This is a genomic window from Nocardioides sp. zg-1230 (genome assembly GCF_013155335.1).
In the GTDB taxonomy this organism is placed as follows: Bacteria; Actinomycetota; Actinomycetes; order Propionibacteriales; family Nocardioidaceae; genus Nocardioides.
In genome coordinates, this window is the sequence record NZ_JABJQZ010000001.1 from 64,794 (window position 1) to 87,368 (window position 22,575).

General features: G+C 72.7%; 21 protein-coding genes, 1 tRNA gene and 1 pseudogene. 10 read left to right on the forward strand and 13 right to left on the reverse strand.

From position 1 onward, the window contains the following. Positions 1 to 146 precede the first annotated feature (146 nt). Entirely contained in the window at positions 147 to 2,600 is a 2,454-nt protein-coding gene (gene pepN, locus HOO61_RS00305; RefSeq protein WP_253941999.1) for an aminopeptidase N, read from the forward strand. Positions 2,601 to 2,616: 16 nt separating this feature from the next. Here pepN and HOO61_RS00310 read toward each other — a convergent pair whose 3' ends face one another. The 6 genes from HOO61_RS00310 to HOO61_RS00335 form a co-directional block, all read right to left on the reverse strand. Then, positions 2,617 to 3,402: an ABC transporter permease gene (locus tag HOO61_RS00310; protein WP_172255867.1), complete on the reverse strand. Its 786-nt coding sequence runs from the start codon at positions 3,400 to 3,402 to the stop codon at positions 2,617 to 2,619. A 10-nt stretch (positions 3,403 to 3,412) separates the two neighbouring features. Further along, positions 3,413 to 4,183, reverse strand: coding sequence for an ABC transporter permease (locus HOO61_RS00315; RefSeq protein WP_172255869.1), 771 nt, complete (start codon positions 4,181 to 4,183; stop codon positions 3,413 to 3,415). Continuing rightward, complete coding sequence (locus HOO61_RS00320) at positions 4,180 to 5,166, reverse strand: ABC transporter ATP-binding protein (protein WP_172255871.1); 987 nt, start codon at positions 5,164 to 5,166, stop codon at positions 4,180 to 4,182. Before HOO61_RS00320 ends, HOO61_RS00315 begins: the two co-directional genes overlap by 4 nt. Before the next feature lie 59 nt (positions 5,167 to 5,225). Further along, the gene (locus tag HOO61_RS00325) at positions 5,226 to 6,197 is read right to left on the reverse strand and encodes a ribose-phosphate diphosphokinase (RefSeq protein WP_172258063.1); all 972 of its coding nucleotides are present in this window, start codon (positions 6,195 to 6,197) and stop codon (positions 5,226 to 5,228) included. 111 nt (positions 6,198 to 6,308) lie between these two features. Then, positions 6,309 to 7,769, reverse strand: coding sequence for a bifunctional UDP-N-acetylglucosamine diphosphorylase/glucosamine-1-phosphate N-acetyltransferase GlmU (gene glmU / locus HOO61_RS00330; RefSeq protein WP_172255873.1), 1,461 nt, complete (start codon positions 7,767 to 7,769; stop codon positions 6,309 to 6,311). A 12-nt stretch (positions 7,770 to 7,781) separates the two neighbouring features. Then, on the reverse strand, positions 7,782 to 8,684 hold the full coding sequence (locus HOO61_RS00335; RefSeq protein ID WP_172255875.1) for a CPBP family intramembrane glutamic endopeptidase: 903 nt from the start codon (positions 8,682 to 8,684) through the stop codon (positions 7,782 to 7,784). A gap of 152 nt (positions 8,685 to 8,836) precedes the next feature. On the opposite strand from HOO61_RS00335, the gene HOO61_RS00340 reads away from it, so the two are divergent. Further along, on the forward strand, positions 8,837 to 10,534 hold the full coding sequence (locus HOO61_RS00340) for a SulP family inorganic anion transporter (RefSeq protein WP_172255877.1): 1,698 nt from the start codon (positions 8,837 to 8,839) through the stop codon (positions 10,532 to 10,534). 6 nt (positions 10,535 to 10,540) lie between these two features. Here the strand turns inward: HOO61_RS00340 and HOO61_RS24400 are convergent, their stop codons facing one another. Further along, on the reverse strand, positions 10,541 to 11,902 hold the full coding sequence (locus HOO61_RS24400; protein WP_172255880.1) for a glycosyltransferase: 1,362 nt from the start codon (positions 11,900 to 11,902) through the stop codon (positions 10,541 to 10,543). Then, a complete protein-coding gene (locus HOO61_RS00350; protein ID WP_172255883.1) occupies positions 11,899 to 12,183 on the reverse strand; it encodes a hypothetical protein in 285 nt (94 codons plus the stop codon). The genes HOO61_RS24400 and HOO61_RS00350 overlap by 4 nt, the downstream gene beginning before the upstream one ends. 201 nt (positions 12,184 to 12,384) lie before the next feature. Here HOO61_RS00350 and HOO61_RS00355 point away from each other — a divergent pair, with 201 nt between their 5' ends. The 3 genes and pseudogenes from HOO61_RS00355 to HOO61_RS24710 form a co-directional block, all read left to right on the forward strand. Further along, positions 12,385 to 13,890, forward strand: a complete 1,506-nt coding sequence (locus tag HOO61_RS00355; protein WP_172255887.1) for a DUF4389 domain-containing protein — start codon at positions 12,385 to 12,387, stop codon at positions 13,888 to 13,890. Further along, on the forward strand, positions 13,887 to 14,900 hold the full coding sequence (locus HOO61_RS00360) for a zinc-dependent alcohol dehydrogenase (RefSeq protein ID WP_172255890.1): 1,014 nt from the start codon (positions 13,887 to 13,889) through the stop codon (positions 14,898 to 14,900). The genes HOO61_RS00355 and HOO61_RS00360 overlap by 4 nt, the downstream gene beginning before the upstream one ends. Positions 14,901 to 15,329: 429 nt before the next feature. Next, a pseudogene (locus tag HOO61_RS24710) lies at positions 15,330 to 15,899 on the forward strand (alpha/beta hydrolase); the annotation flags it as partial. 109 nt (positions 15,900 to 16,008) lie between these two features. On the opposite strand, the gene HOO61_RS00370 reads toward HOO61_RS24710, so the two are convergent. Continuing rightward, positions 16,009 to 16,087, reverse strand: a tRNA-Gln gene (locus HOO61_RS00370). 158 nt (positions 16,088 to 16,245) lie between these two features. Between HOO61_RS00370 and HOO61_RS00375 the strand changes: the two genes are divergently transcribed. From HOO61_RS00375 to HOO61_RS00395, 5 genes are all read left to right on the forward strand, one after another. Further along, entirely contained in the window at positions 16,246 to 16,704 is a 459-nt protein-coding gene (locus tag HOO61_RS00375) for a hypothetical protein (protein WP_172255893.1), read from the forward strand. A gap of 75 nt (positions 16,705 to 16,779) precedes the next feature. Further along, on the forward strand, positions 16,780 to 17,739 hold the full coding sequence (locus HOO61_RS00380; protein ID WP_367649960.1) for an ABC transporter ATP-binding protein: 960 nt from the start codon (positions 16,780 to 16,782) through the stop codon (positions 17,737 to 17,739). Next, positions 17,732 to 18,628, forward strand: coding sequence for an ABC transporter permease (locus tag HOO61_RS00385; protein ID WP_172255896.1), 897 nt, complete (start codon positions 17,732 to 17,734; stop codon positions 18,626 to 18,628). Before HOO61_RS00380 ends, HOO61_RS00385 begins: the two co-directional genes overlap by 8 nt. After that, a complete protein-coding gene (locus tag HOO61_RS00390) occupies positions 18,625 to 19,536 on the forward strand; it encodes an ABC transporter ATP-binding protein (RefSeq protein ID WP_172255898.1) in 912 nt (303 codons plus the stop codon). The genes HOO61_RS00385 and HOO61_RS00390 overlap by 4 nt, the downstream gene beginning before the upstream one ends. Next, a complete protein-coding gene (locus HOO61_RS00395) occupies positions 19,533 to 20,234 on the forward strand; it encodes an ABC transporter permease (protein WP_172255900.1) in 702 nt (233 codons plus the stop codon). Before HOO61_RS00390 ends, HOO61_RS00395 begins: the two co-directional genes overlap by 4 nt. Here the strand turns inward: HOO61_RS00395 and HOO61_RS00400 are convergent. Genes HOO61_RS00400 through HOO61_RS00415 form a run of 4 tightly spaced genes read right to left on the reverse strand, consistent with a single transcriptional unit; the run spans position 20,155 to position 22,542 of the window. Continuing rightward, a complete protein-coding gene (locus tag HOO61_RS00400) occupies positions 20,155 to 20,625 on the reverse strand; it encodes a hypothetical protein (RefSeq protein ID WP_172255902.1) in 471 nt (156 codons plus the stop codon). The genes HOO61_RS00395 and HOO61_RS00400 overlap by 80 nt on opposite strands. Next, entirely contained in the window at positions 20,613 to 21,893 is a 1,281-nt protein-coding gene (locus tag HOO61_RS00405; protein ID WP_172255904.1) for a hypothetical protein, read from the reverse strand. The genes HOO61_RS00400 and HOO61_RS00405 overlap by 13 nt, the downstream gene beginning before the upstream one ends. Further along, positions 21,890 to 22,186: a hypothetical protein gene (locus HOO61_RS00410; RefSeq protein ID WP_172255906.1), complete on the reverse strand. Its 297-nt coding sequence runs from the start codon at positions 22,184 to 22,186 to the stop codon at positions 21,890 to 21,892. The genes HOO61_RS00405 and HOO61_RS00410 overlap by 4 nt, the downstream gene beginning before the upstream one ends. Next, a complete protein-coding gene (locus HOO61_RS00415) occupies positions 22,183 to 22,542 on the reverse strand; it encodes an SAV_915 family protein (RefSeq protein ID WP_172255908.1) in 360 nt (119 codons plus the stop codon). The genes HOO61_RS00410 and HOO61_RS00415 overlap by 4 nt, the downstream gene beginning before the upstream one ends. Positions 22,543 to 22,575: the final 33 nt, after the last annotated feature.

Genomic DNA, 22,575 nt, shown 5'->3' on the forward strand with positions numbered 1-22,575 from the left:
CGCAGTGATGCGGTCCGGCCCAGTCGATCACGGAGTCCTGGTCGTGCGGGCTCCCTCGCCGAGGCAACCCGTGAACTCTAGACCCGGGACGGGCGCGAGGTCGAATCTGCGCACACCCGGGCAACTAGGGTGTCCCGGTGCCCCTGATGCTCCCCGAGGCGCGCGAGCGCGCCGTCCTGCTGACCGACGTCCACACCGAGCTCCACCTCGACCTGACCTCGACCGAGGACTTCGGCGTCGAGGCGACGATCTCCTTCGGCTGCACGCAGCCCGGCGCGTCGACGTTCCTCGAGCTCAACGGCGGCACCGACGTGACGCTCGACGGCACGCCGGCGCCGTACGCCGACGGGCGGATCGCGCTGACCGACCTGGACGTGACCAACACGGTCCGCGTGACGGCCCGCATGCCCTACGTCACCGACGGCGACGGCATGACCGTGACGATCGACCCCGCGGACGGTGAGCGCTACGTCTGCGCCCACACCTCGATGGACATCACCCAGAAGGTGATCCCCTGCTTCGACCAGCCCGACATCAAGTCGACCTTCACGCTGACCGTCACGGCGCCCTCGCACTGGACGGTCCTGGGCAACGGGCCGCTCGAGGGGCGCACCTCGGCTGACGACGCTGGGACCGACCACGACACCTGGACCTTCGGCACCACCCCGCCGTTCTCGTCGTACCTCTTCACCCTCGTCGGCGGCCCGTGGGTCTCGGTGACGTGGGACGAGCCCTATGCCCCCGCACCGGGCGGCACCCTGCCGTTCGGCTGGCATGCCCGGGCGTCGCAGGGCCGCGAGCTGAAGCGGGACGCCGACGAGCTCCGGCGCATCACCAGCGCGTGCTTCCAGCACTACACGTCGATCTTCGAGCCGGCGTACCCCTACGCCGACTACCAGCAGGTCTTCGCGCCGGGCCTCAACTGGGGCGCGATGGAGTTCCCCGGCTGCGTGGTCTACCGCGACGAGGCCCTCGTCGCGGGCACCCCCACCGAGCTCCAGCGGGAGTGGCTGGCCTCGACGATCGCCCACGAGATGGCGCACATGTGGTTCGGCGACCTGGTGACGATGCAGTGGTGGGAGGACTCGTGGCTCAACGAGTCGTTCGCCGACTTCATGGGCTATGACGTGGCCGGGGTGGCGGCGGGCTACACCGACGCCTGGACCTCGGCCGCGATCATCCGCAAGGCCGCCGGCTACCGCGCCGACCGCCGTCGCTCGACGCACCCGATCGCGGAGGACACCGACAAGGTCGTCGACGTCGACACCGCCTTCGCCAACTTCGACATGATCACCTACGCCAAGGGCAACGCCGCGCTCGCGCAGCTCGGTCACTGGCTCGGCGAGGAGGACTTCCTCGCAGGCGTCAACCGCCACCTCACCACCCACGCGTTCGGCAACGCGACCCTGGCCGACTTCCTCGACTCCCTCGACGCTGCCAGCGACAAGGACGTGCGCGGCTGGGCCGAGGCGTGGCTGCGCTCGACCGGCTTCGACACGTTGCGGGTCACGCGCGAGGACGACGGCGTGCCGGTGCTGACCCGCGAGGGCTCGCGCTCACACCGCCTCACCGTGTCGGCGTACGACGACGCGATGCGGCTCGTGGACTCCCGCGACGTGCACCTCGGCGACGAGCCGGTGCGACTCGAGGAGCTCGCCGGCAGGGTCGTCGTGCCCAACTCGGGCGACGAGACCTTCGCGGTGGTCCGCCCCGACGAGCAATCGTGGGCCGCGATCACCGCCGGTCTCTCGTCGGTCGAGTCGCAGCTGACCCGCGCGATGCTGTGGTGGACCGCGGTCGACCTGTGCGAGTCGCGGGTCATCGGGGCCGGCGAGCTCGTCGCGCTGGTGGACCAGCACCTCCGCCCGGAGACGCACCCCGTGGTCTTCGAGGGCGTGATGCGCGCCCTCGTCGGCTCGACGGGCGCGACGAACTGGTCCCCCGCGCTGCTGCGCGACCACGCCCTGCCCGACGACGTCGGCGCGCACCTCGCGGTGGTCGCCGACGTGGCCCGCCACGCCGTCGACGGCGGCGACCCGGCCCTCGCGCCGGGAGCGGCGCGCGTGCTCGCCCGCCTGAGCACGGACCGCGACCTCCTCGTCGGCTGGCTCGACGGCAGCGACGTCGACCAGGCGGTGCGCTGGGCCGCCGTCCAGCGGCTCGCCGAGCTTGGCGACGACTCCTGGATCGGGCCCGAGGAGGAGCGCGACAGGTCGGTCGCCGGGCACCACGCCGCCCTGATGGCGCGAGCGTTCGTGCCGACCGAGGCGTCGAAGGCCGAGGTCTGGGCGCGGCTGATGGGCGGGGAGCTCGGCAGCCACGAGTTCAACGCCGTCGGCGCCGGGTTCTGGGGCTGGGAGCAGGCCGACCTCGTCGGCCCCTACCTCGAGCGCTACGTCACCGACGGCCTCGCCCTGGCCCGCCGGTCCGGGCAGGCGATGGGTGACGTGATCGGCGACGCCTTCCCGCGGCTGCCGCTCCCGCTCGACGTACGCCGTGAGCTGCGCGCCGCGGTCGCCACCGCCCTCGAGGGCGACGTGCCGACGGTGCTGGCGCGGTCGTGGAACGACGCGCTCGACGACCTCGACCGGACGCTCTGAGCCGACGGGCGCGGACTCACACCCGGTCGAGCGTCGCGTGCTGGCGGCTCATGTCCTCCAGCCACCGCAGCGCGACGAGGCCGAGCACGACGTAGACCGCGCCGATCAGCAGCTCGAGGGCCACCAGCGACGACACCGCGCTCCACGCGGCACCGTCCGCCACCATGCGGGTCGCCTCGATCGCGTGGGTGAGCGGCAGGCAACGCCCGATGGGCTCCATCCAGGCCGGCAGGTCCTCGAGCGCCACATTGGTGCCGGTGAAGACCAGAAGGATGAGGAACACCACGTTGCCCAGCGTGGCGCCGTCGCGCCACACGAGGTTGATCGCGCCCATCACGAGACCGATGCCCGCGGTGGCGAACGCCCCGACCGCGACGACGAGCCCGACCAACGGCCACGCTCCCGCGGCGATGTCGGCGTCGAGCACCCAGACCCCGGACAGGATGCCGATCATCGCGGTGCCCCACCCGGTGAGGATCACCGGCAGGGCCCGGCCCATGAACAGCGGGACCCGCCGCGCCGGGCTGACCAGCACCAGTCCGAGGGTCTGGGCGAACCGCTCGCCCCCGATGGTGAAGGTCATGGCGAACATCCCCGGGATGGCGGCATAGTTCAGGGCGTTGCCGATGATGAAGAACTCGTCGTCGCCCACCCCGGCCGCGCGCCCGATGTAGGCGAACAGCAGGATCTGGGTGATCGGCCCCAGGAGGATCGTGGGGACGAAGATCCAGGGGTTCATCCAGTTGAAGAGCGCCCGGAAGCTCATCAGCCCCCCGACGAAGAAGACGCGCACGCTCGTCATGCCGAGCTCCTCACGTGAGGGACAACGTCGCGTGGCGACGGGCCGAGTCGATGAGCCGTTCGCCGAGCCATGCGGCGAGGAGGGCGTACGCCAGGCCCACCGCCGCGCACATCGCCAGCGCGAACCACGGGCTCTCCCCCGCGGCAGCGTCACGCATGGCCTCCACCCCCCACGTCGGAGCGAGCGCCCAGGACAGCGGCTGCGTCCACCCGGGGAGCACCGCCAGCGGGACGACGAAGCCGCACAGCAGCCAGCCGGGGTACTCCAGCGCCGAGCCCAGCGCCCAGGCGGTGCGGTAGCGCACGACCGTGACCGACAGCAGGAAGCCGAAGAGGGCGATCGAGAACGTGGCCATCAGGATGCTGAGGACGAAGCCCGGCCAGTTCTCCACCTGCAACGGCAGGTCGAACAGCCACCAGTCCCACAGGATCACCGCGACGACGCTGTAGAGGCCGAGCGTGGCCATGCCGAAGGTGATCGGCAGCACGACGAAGGCGAAGGGCGTCGGGGCCGCGACGACGAGCTCGAGCGTGCCGGCCCACCGCTCGCGCTGCACGAGGGTCGCCGCCGTGGTCGTCTGCGAGGTCCAGATGCCCATCGCGGCCGCACCGATGCCGGCGTAGAGCATGGCCGCGGGATCGTTGTTCACCCGATAGACCAGGAGCGCGGCCGTGGCGAACATCAGCGGGAAGAAGACCTGCAGGAACCCCTCGAACGGGGAGAACATCATGACCCTGAGCTGCAGGCGGTAGCACACCAGCAGCTGGCGCAGACGCGTCACGCGTGCGCCCCGGTCACCAGCTCGACGTAGGCGTCCTCGAGGGTGGGCTCACGGTGGCTGACGCGCCCCACGCGGGTCCCGTCGAGGCACTTCAGGACCTGCTGGGTGACCTCGGCCCCGGGCTCGACCGAGACCACGAGCACCTGCACCGGGCCGCGCTCCTCCACGACGGCGGCGCGCACGCCCGGCACCACGCGCACGCCCGCCACCTCGTTCTCGACGACCCCGTAGGTCTCCACCTCCATCACCCGCCCCGCGCTGACCAGGCCCTTGAGGGCGCCCGGCGTGCCCTCGGCCACGATCTCGCCGGACCGGATCACCGCGATCCGGTCGCAGAGCTCGTCGGCCTCGAACATGTAGTGCGTGGTCAGCAGCACCGTCTTGCCCTGCTCGCGCAGCCCCGCGACCGTGGCGCGCAGCTCGCGGGCGCCGACCGGGTCGATGCCGATGGAGGGCTCGTCGAGGAAGATGACGTCGGGGTCGTGCAGCAGCCCACGCGCGATGTGGAGGCGCTGGCGCATGCCGCGGGAGTAGCCCTCGACCTTCTCGCCCTCGCGGCCGGTGAGCCCGACCAGCTCGAGGAGCTCGCCGATGCGGGCCTTCTGCTCGCGAGGCGAGACGCCGTACAGCTCGGAGAAGTAGCGCAGGTTGTCCAGGCCGCTGAGCCGCTCGTAGAGCCCGCGGTCGCCGCCGAAGACGTAGCCGATGGAGCGGCGCACCTCGCGCACGTCCTCCACCACGTCGCGGCCCAGCACGGAGGCGGTGCCCGAGGTGGGGATCAGCAAGGTGATCAGCATCTTGATCGTCGTGGTCTTGCCCGCCCCGTTGGGGCCCAGCAGGCCGAAGAGCTCGCCGGGGGCGATCTCGAAGCTCACGCCCTTGACGGCCTCGACCGTCTTCGCGGTGCGCCGCAAGGCGCCCTGCCGGGTGGTGAAGGTGCGACACAGGTCGCGGGCGACGACGGCAGGCTGGTCCGAGAGCACCGCCTGACAGTAGTCGCTCCCGGCTCGGCGCCGTCGGAGGTCAGCGGCGGACGGTCTGCCTAGGCGTGGCCGTCGAACATCGAGGTGACGGATCCGTCCTCGAAGACCTCGCGGATGGCGCGGGCGATGAGCGGGGCGATCGAGAGCGTGGTGAGCTTGTCGAACTGCTTGTCGGCGGGCACCGGGAGCGTGTTGGTGACCACGACCTCCATGGCGGAGGAGTTCTTGAGCCGGTCGACGGCCGGGTCGGAGAGGATCGGGTGGGTCGCGGCGATGATGACGCCGGCGGCCCCTGCGTCCACGCACGCCTCGGCGGCCTTCACGATCGTGCCGCCGGTGTCGACCATGTCGTCGGTCAGGATGCAGATCTTGCCCTCGACCTCGCCGACCACGCGGTTGGCGACGACCTCGTTGGCGACGTCGGTGCGCCGCGTCTTGTGGATGAACGCCAGGGGGACGCCGCCGAGGCGGGCCGACCAGCGCTCGGCGACCTTGATCCGGCCGGCGTCCGGCGACACGACGGCCAGCTGCTGGTCGCCGTACTTGTGCTTGACGTAGTCGGTGAGGATCGGCAGCGCCATCAGGTGGTCGACGGGACCGTCGAAGAAGCCCTGGATCTGGTCGGCGTGCAGGTCGACGGTGATCAGCCGGTCGGCCCCGGCGGTCTTGAAGAGGTCGGCCACCAGGCGGGCCGAGATGGGCTCGCGGCCGCGGTGCTTCTTGTCCTGGCGGGCGTAGCCGTAGAACGGCATGACCACGGTGATCCGCTTGGCGGACGCGCGCTTGAGGGCGTCGACCATGATCAGGTGCTCCATGATCCACTCGTTGATCGGAGCGGTGTGGCTCTGGATCACGAAGGCGTCGCACCCCCGCACGGACTCCTCGTAGCGCACGTAGAGCTCGCCGTTGGCGAACGCCCGCGCGTCCTGGGGCACGAGCCCGCACTCGAGGAGGTCGGCGACCTCCGTGGCGAGGTCGGGGTGCGCCCGGCCGCTGAAGACCATCAGGTTCTTCTCGGTGGTCCGCTTCATTCCGGTCACGCGACGCGACTCCTCGCTGTCCTGGTCAAGCCTCGGGGGGTGGCTCGTTCGGAGGTGCTGGCAGAAGTCTGACCCACATCGCGGCCACCACCAACCCCGGGGTCACGCCTCGGCTGTCTCCCCGGTCGTCTCCGTGTCCGTCTCCGCGCGTTCACGGGCCGTTCGCGCGGCCTCCGCCTGGGCGGTCCCGGCCCGCTTCGACTCGGTCCAGCCCTCGAGGTTGCGCTGCGGGGAGCTGCTGACCGCGAGCGCGCCGGCCGGGACGTTGCGGCGTACGACGGTGCCGCCCGCGGTGCCTGCGCCGTCGCCGACCTCGACGGGCGCGACGAAGGTGTTGTTGGAGCCGGTCTTGGCGTGGCGGCCGATGACCGTGCGGTGCTTGGCGACCCCGTCGTAGTTGGCGAAGATCGTGCCGGCCCCGATGTTGGTGCCGTCGCCGATCTCGGCGTCGCCGACGTAGGACAGGTGCGGCACCTTGGCGCCGTCGCCGATCGTCGAGTTCTTGGTCTCCACGAACGTGCCGATCTTGCCGCCGACCCCGAGGCGGGTGCCCGGGCGCAGGTAGGCGAACGGCCCGACGGAGGCCTGGTCGCCGACGACGGCGAGCTCGCCGTGGGTGCGTACGACGCGCGCGCCGGCGCCGACCTCGCAGTCCTTCAGCGTCGTGTCGGGGCCGACCACGGCGTCCTCGTGCACGACGGTCGCGCCGAGGAGCTGGGTGCCGGGCAGGATGGTGGCGTCGGGCTCGAGGACGACGTCGGCATCGATCCAGGTGGTCGCCGGGTCCATCACCGTCACGCCCTCCTTCATCCAGCGGGTGACGATGCGACGGTTGAGCTCGCGGCCGAGGTCGGCCAGCTGGGCGCGGTCGTTGGCGCCGGCGGTCTGGGCGACGTCGTCGATGAGGTGGGCACCGACGGTGAGCCCGTCCTCGCGCGCCAGCCCGACGGCGTCGGTGAGGTAGTACTCGCCCTTGGCGTTGTCGTTGGAGATCCGGGCCAGCGCAGAGACCAGGAACTCGGCGTCGAAGGCGAGGATCCCGGAGCTGATCTCGTCGATCTCGCGCTGCTCGGGCGTCGCGTCCTTCTCCTCCACGATGGCCTCGACGTCGCCCTCGTGGTTGCGCACGATCCGGCCGTAGCCGAAGGGGTCGGCGAGCCGGCCGCTCAGGATGCTCACCGCACGCTGCGCGGCGTGGTGCTCCTCGGCGAACGCACGCAGCGACTCCCCCTCGAGCAGCGGAGTGTCACCGGCGGCGACGATCACGGTGCCGGTCGTCGTCCCGGAGGCCTCCATCGCGACGCGTACGGCGTGACCGGTGCCCTCCTGGGTCTCCTGGACCGCCAGCACCGCGGACGGCAGCAGCCCGGTGATGTGCGGCCCCACCTGCTCGCGCTGGTGGCCGACCACCGCGACGACGCTGGTCGGCTCCACGGCCTGAACGGCGTGGAGCACGTGGCCGATCATGGAGCGCCCGCCGATCGGGTGCAGCACCTTCATGGTCTTCGACTTCATGCGGGTGCCGCCACCGGCGGCGAGGACGATGACGGTGAGGTTGTCCATGGCCGCAGTGTGTCACCGCGCCGGCGCACCCCGTTTGTCGGCGTCGTCGAGGAGCACCTCCGTGGCGCCGCTGCCGCGGGTCAGCCTCGCGCGCCGGTCGAGCAGCACGACGAGGGCTGCGACCGCGACGAAGAGGTACATGTCCCACGGCTGCGCGTCGGGCCAGGCCGGGCCGTTCATCTGGGCGTGGAACAGCACCGCGACCAGGAGGCTGCCCCGAGCGGCGTTGAACATCGCGGTGAGGATGACGCTGATCGCGACGACGCCGAGGAAGAACGGGCCGAAGTCCCAGGCGCTCTGCTTGGTCCCGGACATGAGGAAGGCGGGCGTGTGCCAGACGGCCGCGACCACCCCGACGACGAGCGCCGCCCACAGCGGCGCGAGCCGCCGCTGCAGCAGCGGCAGGGCAACACCCCGCCAGCCGAGCTCCTCGACGGGCCCGATGAGCAGGGCCGGCAGCAGCGCCGGCAGGACGCCGTACCAGGGGTCGAAGGGGAACCCGTCGTCCAGCGTCCCGTTCACGGCGGCGCCGGCGTAGAACACCGCCGGCATGCCGACGACGAGCACCAGCCACCACGTGCGCGACATCCGCCACAGGCCCAGGCGGGCCAGGAACCGGCGTACACCCGGCATGCCGTGGTGGCGGGCGACCAGCGCGAGGCCGACGATTCCGGGTCCCCAGACCACGAGGACGAAGACCGGGTTGGTGTAGCCCATGGGCCCGAACACCGCCTCGACCTGGTCGATGAACACGACCATGAGGACCCCGAGCGACCACGAGAACGCGAACGTGGCGAGGAAGAAGGTCCGCACCGTGCGGAGCGACATCCCGTCGGCACGAGCAGGGGCAGCGCCGCCGCGGACGGCCGCTGTGCGCGAGGGGTGTCGGGAGGGGTGTCGGGAGGTGGTGGACATGACGGCTTCTTCTTCGAGGTCTGCCTCCAGACTCGCCCCTGACGTGCGGCGCCAGCCAGTGACGAAGGTCCCGTCGGGCGGAGGATTCCCGGGGCCGTCGTGCCCTTGCCGCGCGCCTCCGGTTCGCGGTCGACTGACGCGAGGAGGGCACGATGACCGACAGCAAGGGCCGGCCACGGCGTGGCCGGGGGCCGATCGTGCGCCCGGGCACCCTGCGGCCACCGGAGGGACGGGCGCTGCGGGCCGATGCCGCCGCCGGCATCACGGTCGCGGCCTACCTGGTGCCCCAGGTCCTTGCGTACGCCGGCCTGGCCCGGGTGCCGCCCGAGGCGGGGCTGTGGGCGGCGTTCGCCGCCCTCGCGGTCTACTTCGTGATCGGCTCCTCGCCCCAGCTGTCGGTGGGGCCGGAGTCCACGACGGCCCTGATGACGGGCGCCGCCCTGGCCACCATCACGACGCCCGGTGACTCCGCCCAGGACACGGCTGCACTCCTGGCGCTGGCCGTGGGCGCCGTGTGCCTGCTCGCCTGGGCCGGGGGGCTCGCCTTCCTCTCCGACCTGCTGTCCAAGCCGGTGCTGGTCGGCTACATGGCCGGCATCGCAGGCCTGATGATCCTGTCCCAGGCTGCCCGCGGGACGGGGGCCGACGTGCCCGACGGCGATCCCCTGGCCGAGGCGTGGTGGGTGGTGCAGCACCCGTCGGCGATCCACGGTCCCACCCTCGCGGTGTGCCTCGGCACGCTGGCCGTGCTGCTGCTCGGGGCACGGTGGTGGCCCACCGGGCCGGTGCCGCTGGTCGGGATGCTCGCCGCGACGGCCGCGGTGGCCCTGGCCGGGCTCTCCGACGAGGGGGTGACGGTCGTCGGGGACCTGTCGTTCGGGCTGCCGGAGGTCGGCCTGCCGGCCCTGTCGTCCCTGGGGTCGTGGGCGCTGCTCACCACGGCGCTCGCCATCGCCGTGGTGGGCTTCACCGACAACGTGATCGACGCCCGCGCCTTCGCGGCCCGGCACGGCGACCGGATCGACGCGCGGCGCGAGCTGCTGGCGCTCGGCGCCTCCAACCTCGCCGCCGGCCTGGTGCACGGCATCCCGGTCAGCAGCTCCGGCAGTCGGACCGCGATCGTCGACGCCGTCGGTGGCCGGTCGCGCTGGGCCGGGCTGTCCACGCTCGGTGCCGCGCTGGTCCTCGTGGTGGCGCTGCGCCCGGTGCTCGCCCGCTTCCCCGACGCGGCGCTGGCTGCCGTCGTCGTCTACGCCGGCCTCCGGTTGATCGACGTGAGGGAGTTCACCAGGATCGCGCGCTATCGACGTGCGGAGCTGCTCATCGCGCTCGCCACGACGTTCGGCGTGCTGGTCCTGGGGGTGCTCCAGGGCGTGCTGGTCGCGGTCAGCCTCTCGCTCGTCGACGTGTTCCGCCGGGTCGCCCGGCCCCACGACGCGGTCGAGGGCCTCGTCCCCGACCTGGCCGGCATGCACGACGTCGACGACTACGACGACGCCGTGGCGGTGCCCGGACTGCTCGTCTACCGCTACGACGCCCCGCTGTTCTTCGCCAACGCCGAGAACTTCCTGTCCCGCGTGCGGGACTCGGTGGCGGCGTACGACCCCGAGTGGGTGCTGCTCAACTTCGAGGCGATGGGCGAGGTCGATCTCACCGGCGCGGACGCGCTCGAGACGCTGCGCGCCGAGCTCGAGGAGCAGGGCGTCGTGCTGGCGATCGCCCGGCTCAAGCAGGACCCGCGGGACGTGCTGCAGCCGAGCGGGGTGCTGGACCGCATCGGCGCCGAGCACATCTTTCCCACCCTGCCCACCGCGCTGGAGGCCTTCCGGGCGGCCACCGGACGGGAGTGACTGCGGTCAGACCTCTCCGAGGAGCTGCCCGAAGAGCTCGACGTACTGGATGAGGTGCCGGTCGGCGAGGAAGTGGTCGCGCACGCGGAGGTGGGCGGCACTGCCCATCGCCTCGCAGCGGTCGGGGTCGGACAGCAGCGACGACAGCGCCCCCGCGAGCTCCGCGGAGTCGCGTGGGTCGTCGAGGAGCAGCCCGCTGACCCCGTGCTCGATCTGGTCCTGGATGCCGCCGATCGCGGAGGCCACCACCGGCCGGTTCTTCCACATCGGCTCGGTGACCGTGAGGCCGAACCCCTCGGCGAGGCTCTTCTGGACCACCACGGTCGACCACCGCTGCAGCGCGTTGACCGTGCGCGCGTTGAGGTCGAGGTCGTCCATCGGCACCGCGACCAGGTGGCTGCGCCTGCGCGCCGCCGCCGGCAGGGAGTGCCACAGCGACCGGCACTCGGCCAGCACGCCGGCGGCCTCCGGGTCGTCGGCCACCCCGGTCGCCTCCGGCCCGGCGAGCACCAGGTGGACGTCCCGCGGGAGGTCGGCGAGGTGCCGGGCGAACCCGTCCAGGACCCCGGCCATGTCCTTGAGCCGGTCCCAACGGCTGACCTGCAGCACCACCCGCCCGTCGACCGGCAGCGGGCCGCCCTCGACCACCAGGCCCGCGCGGTGCACCAGGGCCCGGACCTCCTCGTCCGCCAGGTCGACGTTCTTGGGGCTGAACGGGTCGAGCGACGGCGGGATCACCCGCAGCCACGCGGGGTCGACCCAGTCGGGAGCGAACTGCGCGCGCGAGAAGACACAGGCGTGCGCGGGCTCGACGAGGTCGCGGAGGAACCCCCACGCCTCGCGCGTCCACGCGTTGTGCTCGTCGAGCCCGATGTGGCAGCGCCAGACCACCCAGGCGCCTCGGGAGCGGAGCGGTGCGGCGAGCCCGGCGGTCTGGGGGTCGTGCAGGAGGACCACGTCGCCCGGCTGGACGAGGTCGACGATCTCCTGGGCCTGCCGCGCCAGCGTGGCGTCGTACGTCGCCCGTGCGGCCGCGTCGAGCGCTCCCGAGGACCCGGCGACGCCGTGCACGCGATTGTGGATCAGCTTCGTGACGGCGAAGAAGTCGGGGTCCCCCGCCACGACCAGCCAGCGGATGTCGATCCCGGTCCCGGCGGCGTAGGCGACCAGCCCGTGCAGCATCTCTGCGACGCCGCCACCGCGCGCCGTCGAGTTGATGTTCCACACCGTGCGCCGGGCGAGCATCCGGCGGGCGGCGACGACGTGGTGGTCGAGCCGTTCGACGCGGTCCGGCGGGAGCAACGAGTCCAGGCGCCTGAGCGGGACCGGGACGACCCGGACCTCCTGCACGCCCCCCACGAGGGTCACGGCGTGTGCCGCGGCCGGGGGAGCTCGATGGGCCCGCCCACCCGGATCTCCAGGCCCGGTGCGGCGCGCCGGGCGACGTCAAGGGCCTCGTCCATGCGGCGGATCACCCCTGCCCGTGCGGCATGGTCGCACGCGGGCACGGCCGGCTCGACGAGCTCGAACGCGCGCGCCGAGGCGCGGGCCCGTCGCGCCGCGAGCCGGACGCGTTCCGACAGGTCGGGGACGTCCTCGACGACGACCCGCACCGGGTCGGGCGGGCGGGCGGCTGGCGCATGGGGCATCACAGGGTTCCTCCTCGGATCACTGCCGAGTCTGGTTCGGGCGCACCCGGGCCGACAGGGTCCTAGGTCCCCCCTCCGGCACCCGGTGAGAGGCCCTTCGGCCCTGCCCGCCGCCGGCCTGCGACGAGACGATCGAGGCAGGAGCGGCCCCTTCCGGGCACGCCCGCGCCCGGGGTCGCGCACTGGAGAGGAGACCCCCCGATGACCACCTCGACGGCTCCGCCCGCCTACCCCGTCCACGTCGACGCCGACCTCGACCCCGGCCTCAGCCGGGGGCTCTGGCTGGTGAAGTGGCTGCTCGCCATCCCCCACTACGTCGTGCTCGCCTTCCTGTGGCTGGCCTTCGCCGTGCTGAGCGTGGTCGCGTTCTTCGCCATCCTGTTCACGGGCCGCTACCCACGCGCGATCTTCGACTTCAACGTCGGGGTCATGCGCTGGAGCTGGCGCGTGTCCTACTACGCCTACGGCGCGCTCGGCACCGACCGCTACCCCCCGTTCACCCTCGCCGAGGTGCCGGACTACCCCGCACACCTCTCGGTGGACTACCCCGAGCGGCTCTCGCGCGGGCTGGTGCTCGTGAAGTGGTGGCTGCTGGCCATCCCGCACTACCTGATCCTGGCCCTGTTCGCCGGGGGGGTGGCGTACGGCGTGCAGGGGGCCGACGACGAGGCGTGGATCAGCATCAGCCTCATCGGCGTCCTCGTCCTGGTCGCCGGCGTCGTGCTGCTGTTCACCGGCCGCTACCCGCAACAGGTCTTCGACCTCGTCCTCGGCCTCAACAGGTGGGTGCTGCGGGTGGCGGGCTACGTGGCGTTGATGACCGACCAGTACCCGCCCTTCCGTCTCGACATGGGCGGCCACGAGCCGCACAGCACGGTGCTGCCGCCGCCGACCCCTGACACTCCGTCGCACCTCGCCCAGCAGGCGGCCCCGCAGGCAGCCCAGCCGGTGGCTCCCCCGCAGGCAGCGCAGCCGGCTCCCCCGCCCCCGTCGCCGTACGCACCCCCGCCCCCCGGAGCGGGCGGCCGCGGCGGCTGGACGGCCGGTCGCATCATCTCCGTGACGGTGGGGTCCGTGCTCGTGCTCATGGGCCTGGCCTTCGCCGGAGCCGGCGGCACGCTGGCCCTGGCCGACGCGACCGAGCGTGACGACGGCTTCCTGATGACCCCCACGACGTCGCTCGTCAGCGACACCCACGCCATCACCTCCGAGGACGCGGAGGTCGACACGGAGGGCGCCCCTTCGTGGGTGCCGTCCCTGTGGCTCGGCGAGGTGCGGGTCAACGCCCGGTCCGACACGGGGGACCCGCTCTTCGTCGGAGTCGCCCCGACGTCCGAGGTGAACGGCTACCTCGGCGGCGTCTCGCACGCCGTGCTCCGCGACTTCCGCGCCGGCGGCCGGGCCGTCCTGGTGACCGTGGACGGAAGGACGCCCACGACGCCGCCCACCGACCAGACGTTCTGGACGGCGCAGGCGACCGGCACCGACGCCACGATGACCTGGGACGTCGAGGACGGCGACTGGACCATCGTGCTGATGCGCGCGGACGGCGCACCGGGCGTCTCGGCCGACGTCTCCACCGGGGCCGAGCTGCCCGTCCTCGACGCCGTCGTCGCGGTCCTCTTCGTCCTCGCCGGCCTGTTCCTGCTGGCCGGCGCCCTGCTCATCGCCATCCCCGTCCGTTCGGCAACAAGGAGACACGCATGAAGGCAGCAATCGTGCCCACCCTGGGGGCACCCCTCGAGATCCGCGACGTCCCGGTCCCCGAGCCCGGCCCCGGCCAGGTGCTCGTCCGCATCGAGACCTGCGGGTTGTGCCACACCGACATCCACGCCGCCCGCGGCGAGTGGCCCGTGAAGCCCAAGGACCAGCTGATCCCGGGCCACGAGGGCGTCGGCACGATCGAGGCGGTCGGTCCGGGCGACGACGGGCTCCCGGTGCAGGTCGGCCAGCGCGTCGCCCTCCCCTGGCTCGGTCACGCGTGCGGACGCTGCCGCTCCTGCGTGGCGGGCTGGGAGACCTACTGCACGGCTCCGTCCTACATGGGCTACACGATGGACGGCGGCTACGCCGAGTACGCCGTCGCGTTCGCGAGCCACGTCGTGCCGGTGCCCGACTCGGTCATTGCGCGCGACGCGTCCCCGCTGACCTGCGCCGGCGTGACGACGTACAAGGGGCTCAAGGTCGCGGCGCCGCAGCCGGGCGAGACCGCGATGGTCGTCGGCATCGGCGGGCTCGGACACCTCGGCCTGCAGTACGCGCGCATCTTCGGGTCCCGCACGGTCGCGGTCGACGTCCACGACGACAAGCTGCAGCTGGCCAAGGACCTCGGGGCCGACCACGTCGTCGACGGCCGCGGCGACCAGCAGGCAGACATCGAGGCGCTCGGGGGCGTCGACGTCGCCCTGGTCACCGTGCCCTCCCCGGCCGCCATGCGCGCCGCGCACGCCGCCCTCAACCCCAACGGCCGCCTCGTCCTGGTCGGCCTGCCCGCGGACAACCGCCTCGAGCTGCCTGTCTTCGAGACCGTGCTCAAGGGCATCTCGGTGATCGGCTCGCTGGTCGGCACCCGCAACGACCTGGCCGACTGCTTCGACCTGCACGCGCGCGGGCTGACCCGGGTGGTCACGGAGGGCCGTCGCCTCGAGGACGTGAACGCCTGCTTCGACGAGGTGCTCGCGGGCGAGGTGCCCGCGCGCCTGGTGTTCGAGATGTAGGAGGCCGCGGTGGGCACGGCCTCGCGCCGCGGCGTCGCGTGCCTGGTCCTCGCGGCCGGGCTCGTCCTGCTCGCCGTCGGCGTCGGGACCGGGCCCCGCCACTACGCCGCCGCAGGCCTCACCACCGCGGCCGCGCTGGGGTTCGTCCTGCTGGCCGTCGGCCTCGCCGCGACCGCTTGGGCGGTCGTGGCGCTCCTGCGCAGCACGCGGCGGCGGTGGTGGGTGCTCACCCTCCCGCTCGTCCTGGTGGGCACCTACCTCGCGCTGTGGACGATCGGGCAGGCGGTCGCCGCGGCCTACCCGCCGCGCCCGCAGCTCGACGGCCGCACGCCGGCCGACGTGGGCCTGACCTACCAGGACGTGGCCTTCCCCAGCAGCGACGGCGTACGGCTCGAGGGGTGGTACGTCCCCTCCCGCAACGGCGCCGCCGTGGCGCTGCTGCACGGCGCGGGCTCGACCCGATCCGCCGTGCTGGACCAAGCGGCCGTGCTCGCCGGGCACGGCTACGGCGTCCTGCTCTACGACGCGCGGGGCCACGGCGGCAGCGCGGGCCGCGGCATGGACTTCGGGTGGTACGGCGAGCGCGACGCGGCCGGGGCCGTCGACTTCCTGGCCGACCAGGCCGACGTCTCACCCGGGCGCATCGGGCTCGTCGGCCTGTCCATGGGCGGCGAGCAGGCGATCGGCGCGGCCGGCGTGGACGACCGCGTCGCGGCGGTCGTGGCGGAGGGCGCGACCAACCGCACCGCGGACGACAAGGGCTTCCTGGCGGCGTACGGCGCCCGCGGGGAGGTGCAGCGGTGGGTGGACCACCTCACCTACGGCGTCGTCGACCTCCTGACCGACGCCCCGACGCCCGACCCCCTGCGCCAGGCCGTGGGCACGGCGACCGGCCGCAACGACCCCACGGCGTTCCTGCTCGTCGCCGCGGGAGACGTGGAGACGGAGCCGCTCGCGGCCGACTACATCGGCGGCGACAGCACCGACGTGGAGGTCTGGACGGTCCCCGGCGCTCCCAGTCCTCCGGGGCCTGAAGACGGCACCGGAGGACTGGGAGCGCCGGGTGGTCGGCTTCCTCGACGAGCACCTGGGGACGCCGGCGGCTTAGCTCCCCGGGTAGGAGTCGAACCTACGTCGCTAGTCCTGATTCAAAGTCAGGCGGGCCCTACCGGCAGACCAACCGGGGATAGGTGCCCAAGCCTAGGGCCCGCCTCGGGCGGGGCTGCCAAAGACCCTGCGGCTCACGGCGGGACGTCATGACAATCTGCGGTTCGAACCGCCACATCCCATGACGTCCCGCCTTACGTGTGAGGACAGCACCGCCGTCCTCGTGTTGCCTGACCGGATGGACGGGCGACTCGTGGTGGGCGGACTCCTCGTCCTCGGCTCGCTGGCGATCATCCCGGTCACGACGCTCGTCACGGGTGACAACCCCACCACCTCCGAGCCGGGCGACCGGTCGCGCGTCGCCTTCCTCGACGCGGGTGACTGCTTCCACGCGGGCCCGACCTTCGACGAAGAGGCCGATGAGACCGAGGTGACGGTGCTCGACTGCGCCGAGCCGCACGACTCCGAGGTCGTGTGGTCCGACAGCTTCAGCACCTACGGGAGCGAGGGCGAGGACGCGGTCAGGGAGGCCCGCGGGGAGGCCGAGCGCGAGTGTCGGGACAGGTTCGAGGAGTACGCCACCCAGCACGACGGCGTACGTCCGAGGTGGTACCTCGGCGGCGGCACCCACAGGATGCGCGACCTCGGGACCGACGGACGGAAGTGGGAGGTCGCTTGCGTCGCGTGGCGTCCCTGATCTTCACGACTCCTCCACACGGATCGGGGCCATCCCTGATGCCGGAGGGTGGCCACCCCCGCTAGCGTGAGGCGCGTGACGGGGGAATTCATGGGGCACCCGCCGGTCATCTCGACCGCGGGGCTCACCAAGCACTACGGGACGGTCCATGCGCTGACCGACCTCACGGTCGACGTCGGGGAGGGCGTGACGGGACTGGTCGGCGCCAACGGGGCCGGGAAGTCGACGCTCATCAAGATCCTGCTCGGGCTGCTCGAGCCGACGGGCGGGCACGCGAGCGTGCTGGGACACGACATCGAGCACGAGAGCCAGGACATCCGGCGGCTCGTCGGCTACATGCCCGAGCACGACTGCCTGCCGCCCGACGTGAGCGCGAGCGACTTCGTCGTGCACATGGCGCGCATGTCGGGGCTCGGGGCGTCGGCAGCGCGCGAGCGGGCCGCCGACGTGCTGCGCCACGTCGGCCTCGACGAGGAGCGCTACCGGCCGATGGGCGGCTACTCCACCGGCATGAAGCAGCGCGCGAAGCTCGCGCAGGCCCTCGCACACGACCCCCGACTGGTCTTCCTCGACGAACCCACCAACGGCCTCGACCCGGCGGCACGCACCGACATGCTGCGCCTGGTGCAACGCATCGGCAGCGACTTCGGCATCGCCGTGCTCGTCACCTCTCACCTCCTCGGCGAGCTCGAGCAGGTCAGCGACCACGTCATCGTGCTCGACGGCGGGCACCTGCTGCGCAGCAGCGCGACCGGCGAGTTCCTCCAGCGGACCGGCAGCCTGCTGGTCGAGGTCGTCGGCACCGAGACCGAGCGCGACCGGCTCGGCGAGGCGCTCGCCCAGCGCGGGCTCACCTGCCGCCCCCGCGGGGCGATGGTCGCGATCGACCCGCCGCCGCCGGAGCTCGCCGAGGGCGGGGCCGTCCACGACCTGATCCGCGACGTCGCCGCCGACCTCGGCCTGGGCCTGATGCGGCTCCAGCCCGACCGGCGCCACCTCGAGGACGTCTTCCTCGAAGGAGGCACCCGTGTCTGAGCCCTCCCCCGACGCCGGTCGTGCCGGCGTCATCCACGACCTCGGCTACCGCCACTTCGACGGACTGCGCGAGGGCACCCCGGCGATCGCGCGCACCCTCTTCGTCACCGGCCTGCGCCACGCCTACGGCCTCGGGCGCTCGGGCAAGTCGAAGGTGATGCCGTTCGTCCTGCTGGCGATGTCGCTGCTGCCGGCGACCATCGTCGTCGGCGTCGTCGTCCTCACCGGCCTCGACGAGCTCCCCGTGTCCTACGCCGACTACACCAACCAGACGCAGCTGCTGGTCAGCCTCTTCGCGGCCTCCCAAGCCCCGGTGCTGTTCGCCCGCGACCTGCGACACCGCTCGATCGTGCTCTACCTCGCCCGCCCGCTGCCCGCGCCGGTGTTCGCGCTGGTGCGGTGGCTCTCGCTCACCCTCGCGGTCTTCCTCTTCACCGCGATCCCGACCGTGGTGCTCTTCGCCGGCGCGCTGCTGTCCGGGCTCGACAAGAGCGACCAGACCACCGCGGTGCTCAAGGCAGTGGCCCTGCAGGCCCTGCTCGCGATGATGGTCGCCGGCGTCAGCGGTCTGATCTCGTCGGTCTCCCTGCGCCGCGGCTTCGCCGTGGTCGGCTCGGTGATGGCGCTCATCGTCCTCACCGGCATCGTCACGGTGCTGCAGAACATCGCCTACTACGAGGGCGACAGCGAGTCGGTCTCGGTCGGCGTCGGACTGCTGTCCCCCTGGTCGCTCCACAACGGGCTGGCCAACGCCTGGGACGCCGGTGTCGAGACCCCGGTCCCGGTCGACGGCGCCTGGGTGCCGGCGTACGCCATCGTGGCGGTGCTGCTCGTCGCGGCCTGCCTGCTCGGGCTCGTCGCCCGCTTCCGGAAGGTGGGGTCGCGATGAGCACCCTGGTCCTCGACTCGGCCTCGCGCTGGTTCGGCAACGTCGTCGCGGTCAACGACGTCTCGCTCTCCATCGGCCCCGGCGTGACCGGCCTGCTCGGCCCCAACGGTGCCGGGAAGACGACGCTGATGGCGCTGATGTCGGGCTTCCTCGCCCCGTCGGCCGGGCACGTCACCCTCGACGGCAAGCCGGTCTGGCGCAACACCGAGACCTACCGCCAGATCGGCCTGGTGCCCGAGCGGGAGCTGAGCTTCGGCTACCTCACCGGGCGCCAGTTCGTCCGCGCCAACGCCGACCTGCACCGCCTCCCCGACGCGGCCGCCGCCACCGAGCGGATCCTCGAGGTCGTCGACATGGTGGAGCCGGCCGCTCGACGGCTCGACACCTACTCCAAGGGCATGCGGCAGCGCATCAAGATCGCCGCGGCGCTGGTCCACGACCCCACCGTGCTGTTGCTCGACGAGCCCTTCAACGGCGTCGACCCGCGCCAGCGGATGCACCTGATGGACCTCCTGCGCCGCCTCGGCGACGAGGGCCGCACCGTGCTCTTCAGCTCCCACATCCTCGAGGAGGTCGAGCGGCTCGCCCGCCACATCGAGGTCGTCGTCTCCGGCCGGCACGCCGCGTCCGGCGACTTCGGCGCGATCCGCCGGCTGATGACCGACCGACCGGTGCAGTACGCCGTCCAGTCGAGCGACAACCGCACCCTCGCCGCCGCGCTCATGGCCCAGGAGTCCGTGCGCGCGGTCAGCCTGCGCGACGACCGCCTCGACGTCCAGGTCGGTGACCTGGGCCGCTTCGCGGTCGACCTGCCCGGGCTGGCCCGGCAGCACGACGTGACCCTGTTCGAGCTCTCCCCCAGCGACGAGTCGCTGGAGAGCGTCTTCGCCTACCTGGTGGCCCGATGATCAACACGACGATTGCCAAGCTCGCCCTGCAGGCACTGCTGGGCCGACGCCGCTTCTTCCTCCTGCTGGCCTTCCCGGTGCTGCTCCTCGGGCTCGTCGCGCTGGTCACCGCGCTGGTCGACGGCGATGCGGCCTTCTCCGTGCTGCCCAACCTCGGCTACCCGCTCGTGCTGCCGCTCGTCGCGATCCTCGCCACGAGCTCGGTGCTCGGCCCGGAGGTCGACGACGGTTCGATCGTCTACCTGCTGTCCAAGCCGGTGAACCGCTACGGCATCGCCATCAGCAAGTGGCTGGTGGCGCTCGCGGCCACGCTCGTGGCGGGTGCGCTGCCGTTCCTCCTCGCCGGGCCGGTGACGGGCCACAGCACCCGCGCGACGGCGCTGTTCGTCGCCGCCGCCGTCGCCGGGACGGCGTACTCCGCGCTGTTCCTCGCGATCTCCGCGGTCACCCGCCACGCGGTCATCGCGTCGCTGGTGTTCGTGCTGATCTGGGAGACCCTGCTCGGCAACCTGTTCAGCGGCGTCGCGTGGCTCAGCATCGGCCAGTGGGGCCTGCGCATCGGCCACGAGATCTCTGACTACCTGCCCGACCCCGCCAACCTCGGCTACGCGATCGTCGTCAGCCTGGCGGTGACGGTCGTCGGGGTGTGGTTCGCCGGCGACCGGTTGCGCTCGTTCTCGCTCCGGGGCGACGACTAGCGGTTTCCGGCCGGGTCGCTCGCCACACCCGCGCCGCGGCCCACAGCAGGTACGCCGCCGGCACGCCGAGGAGGACCCCCCACAGCCAGTTCTCCTCGAGCACGCCCACCACGGCGGTGATGCCCGCCCAGCCGGCAAGCAGCAGGAGCATGGTCAGCGCCAGCGGCCGCGCCCGCGGTGAGCCCCGCTCCGGCGGGCGCCTGCCGACGGCGACACCCAGCAGCGACACGATGCCGAAGACGACGAACGCCGCTGCCCAGGCCCGTCCGAAGCCGGACTCGGCCTCGAGCACCAGCCCGACACCGAGCGCCACGGCCAGGAGGCCCGCGCCGACCCCGAGGGCCGCGGACACCGCGCCGATCCTGGGCGCCCGCGTGCTCAGCTGAACCACCCACCGATCGTCTCGCCGACGCTGGAGACCCCGTCGGCGATCGCCTCTCCGGTGTCCGTGAGCGCCTCGACGCCCTCGTCCCACGCCGCGCCGACGTCAGGACCGTTCTCGAAGAGCGAGTCGATGGCGCCGTCGGCGAAGATCGCGATGCCGGCACCGACGACCGTGCCGACCACGGCCCCGACGGCGGTTCCCACGCCCGGCACGACCGAGCCGGCGGTCGCGCCGATCAGAGCGGCCGTGCCGACGCTCGCCCCGAGACCCACGCCGTAGCCGGCGGCCGCACCGAGACCGGCGGAGACGCCTTGGGACACCGCGATCTGCGGACCGGTCTCGCCCTCCTGCCAGTCGTTGACGACGCCCAGGCCGATGCCCAGCGGGCCGAGGACCTTGCCGGCGCGACCCAGGTAGCGCAGCGCGCGCGAGTCGGCGACCTCCTGCGACTGCCGCAGCAGCTCCTCCGCCCGGTCGAGCTTGCCCTGGATCGCGAGGCGGTCGGCCTCGAGGCGGGCCTCGTCGAGGGTCTGGAAGAAGAACCACTTGCGCTTCATGTAGCGCTCCGGGTGGGCCTGGAGGTCGTCGACGGCGCGTGACGCCTCGTCGACGAGGTCCGCTGCCGACTGCAGCAGGCGGGACTGCCGCACGGCGATCGTGGCCCCGATGACGGCGGCCGCGCTGTCGCCCACGATGTCGCTGAGGGTGACGATCCACGACGCGTGCGTGCCGGGCAGGTACTCCTCCTGGAGCTCGCGGCAGGCGGCGGCGTAGTAGCGGTCGATGCGGGCGGCCTCGGCCTCCGCGTCGTAGTAGGCCTGCAGCAGGTCCTGGTGGGCGTTGTACGCCGCCACCCGCTGGTCGTGGGCCGCGACCTCCTGCGGCGTCCCCTCGAAGAGGTCAGGGGGCCGGGCCGGTCCGTCGCCGGGGTGCTGCACCGTGAAGCCGCTGACGGTGAGCCCGGCGCCGCGGGCGGTGGACCGCACGTCGCCCATCTGGTCCTGCGAGCGACGCAGCTTGCCCGCGAAGTCGTCGAGGTCGCCGGCCATCTTCTTCGCCGCCCCGGCGAGGTCGTCGGAGCTGTCGCGGATGCGGCGGGCGGTGTCGACGAACTCCTCGCCGGCGACCGAGCTCCACCTCGTCTCGCCGTCGCGGCGCGCGCCGTTGGCGGCGTCAGCCGCGGCGGTGAGCTTCGGCTCCAGGCTGCCGCGCAGCCACGTCGCAGCGCCTTCGATCCCGCCCGGTGAGCCGGTGATCTCGGTGTCGACGCTCACGACTCCATCACCTGCCGGATCCGGTTCATGTCGGCGGAGGCGTCGGCGTCCGCGCGCTGGTAGTAGCCGCGCGCGAGCCGGACGCCCTCGGCCGTCCCGGTCAGGGCGTTGGCGACGTTGCCGGAGCTCGTCACGACCTGGCTGAGCATGCTGGCCACCACGGCCGTCATCGGCCCGGCGTCCACGCCCCGCGGAACGCTCCCGGCCAGCCCCTCCAGGCCGTCGGCGGCACCGTCGAGGTCGGTCGCTATGGAGTCGAGGGTGGCGAGGTCGACGTCGATGTGGCCGCTCATGCCCGCACCGCTCGTACGTCGTCGGCGCTGTTGCCGGGACCGTCGTCAGCGCCCGCCGGGTCGTCGCGCAGGCCCGGGTCGACGTCGAGGAAGAGCAGGTCGTAGGGCGTCTCGTCGTGGATCCGCTGCAGGGCCGCGACGTCGCACAGCACCCAGCTGTTGTCGGGCAGGTAGAAGCGGTGGAGCCGGTCGATCGCCGAGTACGTGTAGAGCGCGGTCCGCCCGTCCTGGACCTGGTGCATGAGCACGCGACGCGTGGCCGGGTCGTCCTCGCCGGTGGTGGGGACGTAGACCACGGGAGGGAAGCTCGGCCGGCCCCCCTCCTCGGGGTGCGGCGGCGTCGAGGCGTCGAACATGCGGGCCTTCCTGGGGCTACGCGGACGATGACG

Coding starts and splice junctions, on each gene's coding strand:
- pepN (WP_253941999.1), top strand. CDS start 147: ATGCTCCCCGAGGCGCGCGAGCGCGCCGTCCTGCTGACCGACGTCCAC.
- HOO61_RS00310 (WP_172255867.1), bottom strand. CDS start 3,402: ATGACGAGCGTGCGCGTCTTCTTCGTCGGGGGGCTGATGAGCTTCCGG.
- HOO61_RS00325 (WP_172258063.1), bottom strand. CDS start 6,197: ATGAAGCGGACCACCGAGAAGAACCTGATGGTCTTCAGCGGCCGGGCG.
- glmU (WP_172255873.1), bottom strand. CDS start 7,769: ATGGACAACCTCACCGTCATCGTCCTCGCCGCCGGTGGCGGCACCCGC.
- HOO61_RS00335 (WP_172255875.1), bottom strand. CDS start 8,684: ATGTCCACCACCTCCCGACACCCCTCCCGACACCCCTCGCGCACAGCG.
- HOO61_RS00340 (WP_172255877.1), top strand. CDS start 8,837: ATGACCGACAGCAAGGGCCGGCCACGGCGTGGCCGGGGGCCGATCGTG.
- HOO61_RS00350 (WP_172255883.1), bottom strand. CDS start 12,183: ATGCCCCATGCGCCAGCCGCCCGCCCGCCCGACCCGGTGCGGGTCGTC.
- HOO61_RS00355 (WP_172255887.1), top strand. CDS start 12,385: ATGACCACCTCGACGGCTCCGCCCGCCTACCCCGTCCACGTCGACGCC.
- HOO61_RS00360 (WP_172255890.1), top strand. CDS start 13,887: ATGAAGGCAGCAATCGTGCCCACCCTGGGGGCACCCCTCGAGATCCGC.
- HOO61_RS00375 (WP_172255893.1), top strand. CDS start 16,246: ATGGACGGGCGACTCGTGGTGGGCGGACTCCTCGTCCTCGGCTCGCTG.
- HOO61_RS00390 (WP_172255898.1), top strand. CDS start 18,625: ATGAGCACCCTGGTCCTCGACTCGGCCTCGCGCTGGTTCGGCAACGTC.
- HOO61_RS00395 (WP_172255900.1), top strand. CDS start 19,533: ATGATCAACACGACGATTGCCAAGCTCGCCCTGCAGGCACTGCTGGGC.
- HOO61_RS00410 (WP_172255906.1), bottom strand. CDS start 22,186: ATGAGCGGCCACATCGACGTCGACCTCGCCACCCTCGACTCCATAGCG.
- HOO61_RS00415 (WP_172255908.1), bottom strand. CDS start 22,542: ATGTTCGACGCCTCGACGCCGCCGCACCCCGAGGAGGGGGGCCGGCCG.